The 12,615-nt window shown below is 71.4% G+C and carries 4 protein-coding genes and 1 pseudogene; all 5 read right to left on the bottom strand.

What is annotated here, in order from left to right; genetic code table 11:
- Positions 1-3: 3 nt before the first annotated feature.
- Complete coding sequence (locus ACIQG9_RS28165) at positions 4-735, bottom strand: putative quinol monooxygenase (protein ID WP_400408090.1); 732 nt, start codon at positions 733-735, stop codon at positions 4-6.
- A 36-nt stretch (positions 736-771) separates the two neighbouring features.
- Complete coding sequence (locus ACIQG9_RS28170; protein WP_400408092.1) at positions 772-894, bottom strand: hypothetical protein; 123 nt, start codon at positions 892-894, stop codon at positions 772-774.
- Positions 895-1,275: 381 nt separating this feature from the next.
- Positions 1,276-1,531 (bottom strand): annotated as a pseudogene (locus ACIQG9_RS28175) (IS5/IS1182 family transposase); the annotation flags it as partial.
- 221 nt (positions 1,532-1,752) lie between these two features.
- Entirely contained in the window at positions 1,753-6,636 is a 4,884-nt protein-coding gene (locus tag ACIQG9_RS28180; protein ID WP_400408093.1) for a LamG-like jellyroll fold domain-containing protein, read from the bottom strand.
- On the bottom strand, positions 6,633-12,506 hold the full coding sequence (locus ACIQG9_RS28185; RefSeq protein WP_400408094.1) for an RHS repeat-associated core domain-containing protein: 5,874 nt from the start codon (positions 12,504-12,506) through the stop codon (positions 6,633-6,635). The genes ACIQG9_RS28180 and ACIQG9_RS28185 overlap by 4 nt, the downstream gene beginning before the upstream one ends.
- Positions 12,507-12,615: the final 109 nt, after the last annotated feature.

Raw genomic sequence — 12,615 nt, forward strand, 5'->3', positions numbered from 1 at the left:
CCCTCACGCCCTCGTCATCGGGGGATCGCTGATCATCGTCAGCACGTGCGCGGTCCACGGGGCGACGAGGCGTTTGTCGATTTCACCCCGGACGATGCGGTAGAAGTCGGACGTGTTCATGTGTCTGTCGAGGGCCGCCTGGTCGGTCCAGTTCTCGTACAGGAACATGACGGACGGGTCCTCGACCGACTGGTAGAGGTCGTAGCCCAGGCACCCGGGCTCGGCGCGGGTGATCGGGACCATCTCCAGGTGACAGTCGCGAACCGCGGCCTCCTCGCCAGCCCTGATCGTGAAGAACGGCACGAGGGTCACCTGAATCGGGGAGTTCCCGACCGGCCGCGGGCGCTCGGAGCGGGCGTCGGGTTCCGACAGCAACCGCACTCGCCACTGCGCGTACTGGGTGACGATCTCTCCCGCGACGGTCTCCGTGAGGCACCGCCGCACGTGCGCACTCGCCATATGCGCGTCCAGGGCCTGCTCGTCCGCCCAATTGCCGAGCACGTAGAACGCGGCCGGATTGTTCTTCAGCTGATGCACATCGTAGGTGAGGTTGCCGCCTTCCTCCCGGGTCACCTGCCAGAGCTGCAGAAGTGCGGCTCGGACGGCGTCCGCGCGCCCGGGACCGGCGATGAACTGAGCCAGGACCGCCGGTCGGGGCGATGCCGGCGGCAGCACGGGCTCGCTTCGTCCGCGTTCATTTCTCATCACCATCGCCCCCATCTGCGGCCGGAGCATGCCCTCAGTAACGCTGCTCCTGTTGCACCGCCGGACTCAGTGGCCCCGGGCGCGCGCCGCGCCCCGACCGCTGTACGACCACAACGGGCTCCGGCGCTGTTCGTGGGAGCCGTCGGCCCATGCGCCGTGGACGAGGACGATGTTCGGTCGGCCCTTCATGTGGCTTCCTTCCCTCCGGGTGGCTGCTCGCTGCCCATGCCGCCCGCGGGCGACGGCGAAATTCGCACGTTGACTGTGCGCGCCGCCCTGACCGGGGGCAGTCAACCTGCGAGTACCAGATCCGCCAAGGCGTAAACGTGCTCGATCCGGCCCAGTCGAGAACCCCGGTACCGGGCCGGCGCGTCCGAGCGCCAGACCCTCAAGTCCAGGCAGCGTCGTGCTCGGCCCGGCGATGTAGCGAGTCCTCTACCAAGTTCTGCACTAGCCGGGCGAAGGTGAGCAGCCCCTGCTCGCGCGCGTCCTGGTCCATGCTGCCGCCCCTCCGGTGCAGGGCGCCCCTCACGGCAACGACAAGGCCACCGGCTCGTACCGGCACAACTCGGGCGGCGTCGATGGCGACCTGCAGGTTCGCGGAGTACCGGTAGTTCTTGCTCTGGGCGGCCAGGCGGTGGTCCCGGGTCGGGATGAGGATGCCGTCGACGACCGCGATCTGGTCGACCCGGCAGTACGCGGCGACCAGCAGCACCCGGTCCGGCAGGTCGAGAGCCCACTGCCGGCCCGGCCGGCCGTCAGCGGTCGCGTCCCCGCCACGCTCGGCGACCAGCCTGACCAGGCGGCGGAACTGGACGGGCTGCAACCCCGGGAAACGGGAAGATCCGCGCTGATGACCGGAACCTCTCCCATACTCACACCGGACCTGCGAGCACTACCAAAGCTGCGACTTGAACACTATCGCCACGTGGCCGGGCAGCTCGACCTTGAACGATCCGGTATTCATAGCGTGACTGGGAAGCTTCCCCTTCGATCTCAGGTGACGGTGGGCGGCGCTGCCACTCCGGAAGCAGAGCCGCCCACCCCCTACGGTGCTGTTCCCGGTGGCCGGAACTCGAAGACCTGCCCCCGGGCGGTCGGGTCGCACGCCTGCTGCACTAGACGGGCGCCGGCCGTCGTGGAGCTGCCGACGATGCCCAGACAGTGCCCGCTCTGCAACGGGCGGATCAGATAGCCGGCGAGCGGCGCGCTGACCGGCTCCAATCGGAACCGGTGTGCCGCGCTGACGTCGGCCGGGCAGGCGCCGTCGGCGACCGCGCTTCCCACGGCGGTGGTCGGGCTCAGCACCAGGGTGCAGCCCACCCCGTTGACCGGGTGCGTGCTCTTGATCCAGTACCGGCCCTGCCCGGCCGCCTCTACTCGCATCGGCGGCGACGCGGTGGCGCACGATGCCTGCTGCAGAAGGTGGTTCGGGTCGCCGGGGACCTCACCCACGCAGAGCCCGGAGTGCACCGACCGGATCTGCGTGGCACCCGGGGCCGGCATGCCGTCGTCGGGTACACGTTGCAGGTCGAAGACCTGGCCCGGGGCGGACGGGTCACAGGTCAGCTGAACGGCGACCGAACCGGGCGCGGTCGCGTTGCCGGCCACACCGACACAGAGGCCGCTGTGCTCCACCTTGACCAGGTGCCCGTGCAACGTCGGGCCGAACACCGGGATCAGCCGGAACCGGGTCAGCCGCTCCGGCTTTCGGTCGACGCAGTAGTCGTTCTCCAACCGCGCACCGACAGCCGTGGAGTTGCCCACCACGCCGGTGCAGCCCGTCCCGTGCTGCGGATGCGCCGTCATGATCCGGTACAGGTCGTCGCCGGCGAGTTGGAACGACAGGTCCGGGATGGCGTCCCGGCAGGCGGTCAGGAAGAGGTGGCCGACGGTGTCCAGGGGATTCTCGCCCAGGCAGAGGTTGGCATGCTGGGCGAAGAGCCGCAGCGGGCCGGGCTCCGGCGGGGCGGCGATGCCGGCGAGGGCGCGCACCTCGTCGATGCCCGCGGCTCGGTCGAGCACCCGGACCTGGTCGACGACCCCCTTCCAGGGCGCCTGCCAGCCACCGTTCCACCAGGCCCGGCCGATCTGCAACGGTCCCCGCGCCGACCAGGGCCGGGTGTGGGTCTGCGGGACACCGGCGAGCCGACCATTGACGTAGAGCCGGAGTTGACTCGCCGCCTTGTCGTAGACGCCGGTCAGATGAGTCCAGATACCCAACTGCGGCGCGGCGGTGGAGACCACCGTCGAGACCCGGTCCATGCTCGGCATGCTCCGGTCGTCATGGGGAACGGTGAACGCCCACCGGTTCCTCTCCTGGCTGTACTCCAGGCTGAAGCCGCTGCTCTGGGTGGCCTGTTGACTCACCGCCACCCGGCGTCCCCCGACGTCGGTCAGCTTGACCCAGGCGGCGACGGTGAAACTCTCGGTGGTCCGCACGACCGGGCCGGCCGTGCTCGCGTACCCGCCGGTGCCGTCGAACCCGAGGCCCTTCCCGCTCGTCCCGTAGCCGGCGACCGTACGGTCCACCCCCGGGCCGATGGTGATGCTGTGCCGGTTGCCGGTCCGATCCATGCGCGCCATGGTGGACATGCCGGTCGGCTCGGGCTCGAAGTCCCACTCCCCGCCAGAGCCCTCCAGATTGTCACCGAGCAGGCCGAAGATCTCTCCCTGGGACAGCGCCCCAGCGGTCAGCACCGGCTCGTCGATCGCCCCGGCCCACCACTCCACATGCCAACCGTTGTTGCGGCCCCGCCCGATCAGCGACTGGCCGGCCGCGTTCCACGTGCTGCGGTGCGCCAGCGTCCCGGAGAGCGCCCCGTTGACATAGAGCCGGAGCTGGCCCTGGTCGTGGTCGTAGACCCCGGCCAGGTGGGTCCACTCGTTGAGCACCGGCGCGACCGCCGAGTGCACCGCCGGCCAGAACTGTCCGTCGGCCGCGTCGGCCCGGGCCATCGCGAAGGACCAGCGTCGCGCCCCGGCGTCGTAGCGCAGCGTGAAGCCGCTGGACGTCTTGCCGTCCTGGCTCAGGACGGTGCCGGTGGTGTCGTCGCGGGTCAGCTTCACCCAGGCGGCGGCGGTGAAGCTGCGGTCGGTACGGACCACCGGGCCGGGTGCCCAGGCCATGTCCCCGTCGCCGTCGAGGTGCAGACCGCCACCGTTACGCCCCGGCCCCCACGGCTGCCCGGTGGTGGCCACCGCGAGGGTGTGCGTGTTGCCGGTCTCGTCGACAGCGGTCCGCCCCTCGGTCTCCTCCAGGTGCCAACGGGCCTCCGGCCCCCACGGCTCCCCGGCCATCACCTCGCGGATCTCCGCCTCGCTGGTCACCCGAGCGAAGATCCGTACGTCGTCGAGGCTGCCCGCCCACCGAGCCGGGTGCGCGCCGTGCCAGTAGCCGCTGCCGATGTTGACCGGTCCGGTCGCGTTCCACGTGCTGCGGTGCGCCGCGGTACCGGCCAACGTGCCGTTGACGTAGAGCCGCAGTTGTCCGGCCTGGTGGTCGTACACGCCGGTCAGGTGGGTCCAGACGTCGAGCTGGGCGGTGATGCCACTGGCCGCGGCGACGTTCACCGGCACCTGACTGTCGGTGCTGTCGGAGGTGGCCATCTCGAAGACCCAGCCTCGCGGCCATAGATTGTACTCCAGCTCGAAGCCGGGGAACCGTACGCCCGACTGGCCCAGCGCGGTGAACCAGTCGTCGTCCCTGGTCAGCTTGACCCAGGCCATCGCGGTGAAGCTGGCGTCGGTGCGGACCACCGGGCCGGCGGTACGGGCGTAGGTCTGCTCCGAACCGTCCAACTCCAGACCGCCGGACCCTCGGCCCGCACCGAAGGTGGCCGCCCCGGTCAGTGTGGCGTTGTGGATCCCGCCGGGAACGTCCCACGCCTCGCTCCCGTAGTCCTCCATCGACCAATTCGCGACGGGAGGAGTCAACTGCGTGTCGTCGGTCTCGAAGTCGAAGCTGGTCTCCGGACCCAGCAGTCCGGCTCGGTCCACCCCGCGTACCCGCAGGGTGTTGTGGCCGCGGGTCGGTGTCACCTGGACCCGGGCCTGCCCGCTGACCGCCGGCGCGTCCGGCTGCTCCTTCTCGTTCACCGAATAGCGGAAGGCGACCACATCGGCGGCGCCGTTGGCGCCGAAACGGACCTCGCCCGGCTCGTACGTCCGCCCGGCGACCCCATCGGTCACGAAGATCGGTGAGGTCACCGTCGGCGCGACCACCGGCGGTTGGGCGTCGAGGACGAACCGGCACCAAGCGCTCCAGGGTCCCGCCGTCCGGGAATCCTGGGTACGCGCCCGCCACTGGTAGGTGGCCCCCTCGGTGAGTACGGTGCTGATCCGGGCGGTCACCGGGTTGCCGGAGAGCACCGCCTGGTTGCCAGGTGCCTCGCCGAGCAGTCGTCCGGCGCTGTCCGCCCACTGGAAGGCCACCGAGAGGACCTGGCCCTCCCAGTCGCCGTCCAGCGGCACGGCGGTCAGGGTCGGTTGGTCGCTGGTGAGATAGCCGGCCGAGTTGTCGGTGCAGCCGCCGAGTTCGGGAGCTTCCGGCACATTGTTGTACGTGATCGTGAGTTTCGCCTGCGGAAGGAACTCCTTGGCACCGTTCGCACCGCTCGACTCGTCGGAGGCGAGACCCAGGGTCAGGGTGCGGGCCCGGACGGATGCCGCCTCGGCCACCGCTCTGGTGGCGGTGAGTTCTATGTCATTCGGCACCTGGCAGCCGGTACCCTCACCGCCGTACGCCTCGGTGGCGGTAGCCAACCTGCGATCGGCGAGCAGCGGCGGAGCGGTGGTCCAGTTCATCGCCGACGTGATCGGCGCGGTGTGAAAGAGGTGCAGCGGCTCCTTGGTACACGACCACGACCAGGTGACCGGAATGCTGAACTCCGCTTCGATGATGTCCCTACCGGCCACCCCGGACGTGTCCATCTCGAAGTAGGACCGGAACCGGTCGGTGCTCGACTCCCGTGGGTCGCGGCCAACCTGCGGACGGAACTGGGTGCTGTCCCACCAGTTCTGGTTCGGCAGGTCCTTCTGCACCATCAGCCAGTGCTCCTGCCCACTTGTCAACTCTGGGTCCAGGTAGAGCGGAAATCGCACCGCCGGATCGAGCAGCAGCGCCGGGTCCGGCACCAGCGTGAGCCGGTCACCGGTCAACTCCAGCGCGATCGGGGCCCGCCGGTTCGCCCGGTCCGACCCGTCGGCGGCCGTCGTGGAGTCCCACATCCAGGCACTGCCGGAGCTGAGGACGGTCCGCCCGGCCCGGTCGGTGACCAGCAGGCCACCGGCGGCGTTGCGCTTCGCGGTCAGCTTCGTCGTCCGCAGCCCGAAGGAGTACCGGCGCAACGCCGGCTGGCGGGCGGCCTCGGCGGTCCTGACCACCAGCACGTGCGTGAAGCCGGTCGCGGTGGCCTGCACGCGCAGGTCCACTCCCGGCAGGACGTCGACGTAGGTGGCGGTCTCCCCGACCAGCACCGGTGCGGGCAGCGGCGCCGGCCAACTCAGTTCGAGCCGGCCGCCACCCACCGCCAGGGTGGCCAGCGGGGTGGACCCGCCGCCCGAGAGGGTCAGTCCGGCCGCCGCGACGGGTGCGACGGTGCCGTCCGGCCGGGCCCGCAGCCGGGTGTCCACCGGCACCCAGTCCTCGCCCCGGCGGACCCGCTCGGGCCGCTGACTGATCTCGGCAGTGAAGGTGCCGTCCGGATTCACGAATACCTGCCTGGTCGCGGTCGTCTGCTCGGGCAGTTCCACACGCGTACCGCTGCGGGCTGCCCGGACCGCGGCGGGCACGGCCGGCGGTGCAGCCGGGGGGCCGACCACGACGCCGCTACCCGGCGCGGTGGATGCCGGCGACCGGGGAAACGTCAGCCCGGCGACGATGACCGCGAGCACCAGCCCGCAGAGCAGCCAGAGCCGCCGGCGGGTCACGACCGCCGCCAGGAGAACGTCGGCAGGTCGAGCCGGTGCTCGGAGGGCAGGTCGAGCCAGGAGACCGGGCTCGCCCAACCGGACGGTTCGGTGACGCGGTACGTCGTCGGCGCCGGCACGGCGGGCACCGAGCGGTACCGCGCCACGGTGTCCAGTGCGGAGGCCGACTCCCACACCACGCTCTGCTCGATCGGACGCGGATAGAGGCACTGGTTCCACCCGACGCAGGATCGCTCCTCGTACTGCACGACCGGCACCTCGTAGTCGTCGTAGTAGTCGTCGTAGTAGTCGTCGACGGTGTAGTAGCCGTCGTTCCGGCGGTAGCCCTCGAAGTAGACACCGCTGCTGGCGCCGCTTGGCCTGTCCTCCCAGGTGAAGACGTCCCCGCCGACCTCGAACTCCCAGTCCACATAGGTGGCCGCCCGGTACTCGACGGCCCGGTGCAGCCGTTCCTTGCTGCTGGTGAGCAGGGATTTGGTGCTCCGGGTGGCGGTCGCGCCGATGGTGATGCTGCTCTTCGTCGAGGTCTTGGCCGGCTTGTCCAGCTTCTGGGTGGTGCGGATCAGCGAGTGCTCCACGGTCTTCTTCTTGGTGAGCAGCCCGTCCGGGTCGGTGAACGTGACCGGGTTGTTGTTCGCGTACGCGTAGCCGCCCAACTGCTGCGGATCTGCGACGTCGGTGACCGGGTCGACCGAGACGAACCGCCCGGTGTCCGAGTCGTACTGCCGGGCGCCGAGCTGCACCAGCCCGCTGTCCGGGTCGGCGCTGCCACCGACGAAGCCCCGGTCACCGACCCAGCCGTCGACGGTGGCCCGGGGCTGGCCGTACGGGCCGAGCAGCCGGCTGGTCGCGGCCAGCGTGGTCGAGTCGAGCAGGGTTTCCGCCGTCCCGTGATGGTCGCTGGCGAGCCAGCTCACGGTGCCACCCCGACGCAGCGCCACGGTGCTGCCGTTGTGCCGGTAGTAGCGGGTGCCGGTCACCACGCCGGCCGGGTCGCGGTGCAGTTCGGTGTCACCGACGTAGAGCGTGGTGCCGCTGGCGTCGCGGCGCAGCACCCGGTTGCCGTCGGCGTCGTACCCGAAGGAGGAGGTCCGGCCGGCGGCGGTGACCGTGGCGAGCCGGCCCTCGACGTCCCAGCCGAGCTGTTGCCCAGGTCGGGTCAGGGTGTTGCCGTCGGCGTCGTAGCTGAAGGTGTCGGTCCGGGTGCCGGCCGGGCCGTCGGTGCGGACCGAGCGCAGCGTGTGCGGCTGTCCGCTGCCCGCCGCCGGGTAGGAGTAGGTGCGGGTGCTCTGCCCGGCGGCGCCGCGGCGAATCTCGGCGGCCCGGTTGCCCGCGTCGTCGAAGCTCCACGAGTCCCAGTAGCGGGCCGGTCCGCCCAGGCCGGCGACGCTCGGTGCCGTCGCGCAGTCGCCGCCGGCGGGTGTCCACCCTTCGACGAGCCGGCGCAGGCCGTCGTAGCGCAGGCACTGGGTGTCCGCGTTGGCCGCGTCGGCGATCCGGGTCACCCCGCCGACCTGGTCGTAGGAGTACGAGACGTCGGCGGCGGCGCTCTGGCCCTGCCGGCGGGTCTCGGCGCGGGTCAGCAGCCGGGTCACCGGGTCGTACCCGAACACCCGGGTGACCTGCCTACCGGTCGCGCCGAGCTGGTACGACTCCACTTCACCGGTGCGGGTGTAGGTGGTGGCCGCGACGTAGCTGCTCTGACCGAGCAGGGTGGTCGGCAACCCGCTGGCCTCGTAGCCGTGCCGCAGCGTCTCGGTCGTCGGCAGTCCGCCCAGGTTCGCCACCGGCAGGGTCAGCGTGGCGGTGTACGGCTGGTCGTCCTCGTACCAGACGTGTCCGGTCCGGTAGGTGCCGGCCAGTCCCGGCTCGCTCACGGTGAGCGCCGTGCCGGTGAGCCGACCGCGCAGGTCGTACCCGCTCACACCGGTGACGATGTCGCCGGTGGCGGCGTGCCGGGTGCTGCTGGCCAGCCGACCTCGACCGTTTGTCGCGGTGTCGTACGCCCAACTCGCGAGGGTGGTGGTGCCCTCGCGCACCGCCGTGCGGCGGCCCAACTGGTCGTAGTCGTAGCCCAGTGTCCGGCCGTTGCCGTCGGTGCTGGTCAGCACCCGCCCCTCGGCGTCGTAGCTGGTCGAGCGGATGCCGGAGTTCGGCGTCTCGGCGCGCACCTGCCGGCCCCGCCGGTCGTAGCCGTAGCGCCACACGTTGCCGGCGTGGTCGGTGATCGTGGCGAGTTGACCGGTCAACGTGTACGCGTACCGGGTCGACTGGTACGCACCGCTCGGTGCGCCGCCGAGGAACTGGCGCAGCTCCACCGTCCGGTCGCGGGCGTCCCGGATCTCCACCGTGGCGGTGCCACCGTCCGGCGGGTCGACCGAGACCCGGTCACCGCCGTGGCTGGTGCTGGTCCGCCACTTCTCCACGCCCTGGCCGTAGAGCACCTCGGTGCTCTGCCGGCCGGCGCCGTCGTAGCCGAGCCGGGTCTCCGCCGCCAGCACGGCCGGCTGGGCGACCAGCCCGGTGCCGGGTGCCCCGCTGTCGAAGCGCGGCGCCGACGTGCGGGCCACCCGGCCGTGCGAGTCGTAGCGGGTGTCGGTCAGGATCCGACCGCCGCCCGGAGCCGGCTGCTGCACCTGGCGGCTCCGCAGGAACCCGTCGAAGAGTTCGGTGCTGGTCCGGTAGGCCGCCCCGGTGCCGACCAGTTGTTGGCTCGTGACGACGCTCGGACCGGTGCCCGGGACCAGGTAGGAGTAGCGGTGGTTCGGCGTCGCGGTGGTCGCCCGGCCGGGCAGCCACACCGAGGTCAGTCGGCCGAGCGGGTCGTACGCGTTCGTCGTCACGGCACCGTTGGCGTCCCGCGTCGACACCGGCTGCCCGAGCAGCGGATCGGTCGTGGTGGTGACGGTGAACCCCGCCGGGTCGGTCACCGCGGTGCTGGTCAGCGGCCCCCCAACCGCCGGGGTGTACGCGGTACGGGTCAGGTCGCCGGAGGCGTCACGTCGATCCAACGGGCGGCCGTGGTCGTCGAACGTGCTGCGCTCGGTCACCTGGTAGCCCGACTCGGTGCCCTCCTCGACCCGGGTGACGTCACCCTTCGTCGGCGGGCTCCCCCAATCGGCGGCCTGGTCGTGGAAAAATCGGCGATCGGTCAACACCTCGGTGCTGTCGCAGTCCCCCGCCACCGTGTGCTGTCGGGACCGGGTGTTCAGGATCCAGTTCGTCTCGTTGACGGCATAGGTCTGCACCTCGCAGGTGTCGTCGCCGGGCAGGGCCACGTCGCCGAGGTCGTGCGTCCCGGTGAGCAGCCCGTAGCCGTTGTAGTGATAGCGCTGCTCGGTGACCCGATTGCCGGTGGGCAGCATCGTCGTGGCGGTGCTGGACTTGATCTGGGTGACCCGGGCGCGCAGCGGGGTGCCGGCGCGGTCGCGGGTCGCGCTGACCGGCAACTGCATCGGCTGCGCCACGGTACGGGAGAGCACCGTCGTGCTGTCGCCGTCGAAGACGGTGGTCTGCCGGGCGAACCCCCGCAGCGGCGCGTCGTCCGGGAGCTCGTCGATCGTCACGTTCTTGGTGGTGCCGTCGGCTTTGCGGTCGCCGTTCATGCCCCGCAGGTAGACGTGTTCGGTCAGGGTGCGGGGACCGTCGCCGGGGTGACCGGCGCGGATGCGGACCCGCTGGTAGCCGCGCCACTGCCCCCACGACTTGTACCGGTCGGGGACGAGTTCGGCGTCGTCGTGGTGCCAGGCTGCCGAGCCGTCGTACTCGTACTCGGTGATCTTGGGGTTGGTGCTCTCCCCGCCGACCAGGTCGGTCTCGGTGACCTTGGTGACCAGGTACTTGGCGAACCAGTCCCGGGTCGGGGTGGCCAACTCGGTCGACCAGTAGACCGGGAAGCAGCGGGCCGTGTTCGAGTCCGGCGTCGGCAGCGCGTCCGGCCGGCAGTCGGTCGCGGCGTAGCTGATCTCGGTCCGACCGCCGGTCTCGTTGCGGATCACGCCGAGCCGGAACTTCCGCATCGCGGCCTGAGTGTCGCCCACGGTGTCGATCCGGTTCGGGGTGCCCTCCCCCTCGGGCGTGGTGCCCGGATCGAAGTCGACGGCGGGCATGCTCGCGGTGCCGCGGACGTGACCGGTGTGCACGATCGACTCCAGCCAGAGGGAGGCGTCGGAGCGGTCGTCTGGTTTCGGAAAGGAGTGGGTCAGGCTCCAGGAGTCGACGTCCCGGTAACCGCCGTCGTTGACCTGGGTGGTCACCTTCGCCAACCGTTTGGTGCTCCAGAAGGTCGGCGTCGACACGGAACACTGCGAGGTGCACCCCTGGTCCAGCGGGGTGTCCGGGAAGTCCGAGGGCTGCGACTGCTGACAGGCCGACCCGGGGCGGCACCGCTCGGCGCTGTCGAACCGCACCCGCGCCCCCGCCGGCGCGGTGTAGAGCGTCTCCAGGCGTTTCCCGTACTCGATGCGAGAGACGGTGGCGGCCCGGACGTACGGCGTCGGGTTGCCGGGGGTGGCGTTGCGGCCGTAGTTGTTGGTCTCGCGGTCGTAGTGGTAGGTGGTCACGTCGCCGTGCGGGGTGACCACAAAATCCACCATCCACCGGTACGCCTGCTGGCACCACGACGTCGCGAAGGAGCTGCCCTTGCACGGCTCATCGGCGTGGTTACCGAAGACCGGCACGGTGAGGGTCGAGTTGGTCTCGGGCGCACCGGCGGTCCAACCCGGCATCCGGTTGCGGCCGAAGTAGTACTGCGTGCCGTCCGGCGCGGTCATTCGCCAGTACTCGCCCCGGTCGTCCGGGCTGGGTGAGCCCTCGTCGCCGTTGACCGCGCCGGTCAACAGCTCGGTACGCCAACCCTCGTCCTGCTCGGCCCGCCAGGCGCCGGTGGCGTCGTCGCGAACCAGCTCGCTGCTGAGGCCGGGAAGCGAGACCGTGGCGCTCTGCACCAGCCGCCCCGCACCGTTCGTCGCCCAGCAGAGGTCGCCGACGCCGGCCTGGCCGTCCTCGACGCAGGGCTGGTACGACCGCTCGATGAAGCCGGGTTGCAGCTCGAAGCCCTCACCGGCCCAGGACGGCTGGTTGTTGGTGGCGGCCGTGCGGCCGTCGACCCGCCCGGACGAGTAGTCCAACCCCAACTCCGGGGCACCACCGGGCAGTTGCGGCGTCCGCAGCGGATACGACCACTGGAAGTCGCCGGACTGCGGGCCGACCTGCCAGGTCGCCGACGGCGACAGCGAGGTGGGCTTGAAGCTGCCGGCCGCGCCGCTCGCCCCGGCGGTCAGCGCGTACGTCCCGTCGGTGACCCGGGCCGAGACCCGACCCGCACCCTGATCGTTCGTGGCCGCAACCGGTTGGCTCTTACCGCAGGCCGGGCCGGCGCTCGGGGCGCAGTCGGGCAGCTTGACCAGGCGCAGCCGGGCGGCGTAGTCGCCGCCGAACGCGCCCCGGAAGCCGGAGTAGTCGATGTCGACGGTCGAGCGGCGGGGTGTGCGGTCCTCGTCGGTGGCCGCGTGCCGGACCGTGACCACCAGACCGTTCACCTGCGCCCGGGCGGTGGCCGCGCGGTCCAGCACCTCGACGCCCACCCGACCCGCGCGTCCGTCGGCGGCGGCCACCCGGACCGGCAGTCGACCGGCCCGCACCGGGGCGGCACCCCGGTCGACGTCGACGCGCCCCGCCTCGGGCCAGACCACCGGCGGCACGGGGCGGGCGGCGAGCTTCCGGGAGACGTCCTCGCCTCGGGGGGCGACGGGCACCAGCGCGCCCGGCCGCTCGGTGGGCGGGGCGGCGGACCGGGCCGGTGACCCGAGCACCGGCAGTGCCGTGACGACAAGCGCCGCCACCAGCAAGCCCCTACGGACAACGCGCATGCCAACCTCCGCGACGACTGAGCCCGACCCGTCGTGGAGGACGGGCCGGGCTCAGCGTGCGAGGTCGGCGTACAGCAGGCCGTACATGCCGGGGTATGCAACGAGGCCC

Origin of the sequence: Micromonospora sp. NPDC092111, assembly GCF_044755745.1 — a bacterium.
GTDB lineage: Bacteria > Actinomycetota > Actinomycetes > Mycobacteriales > Micromonosporaceae > Micromonospora.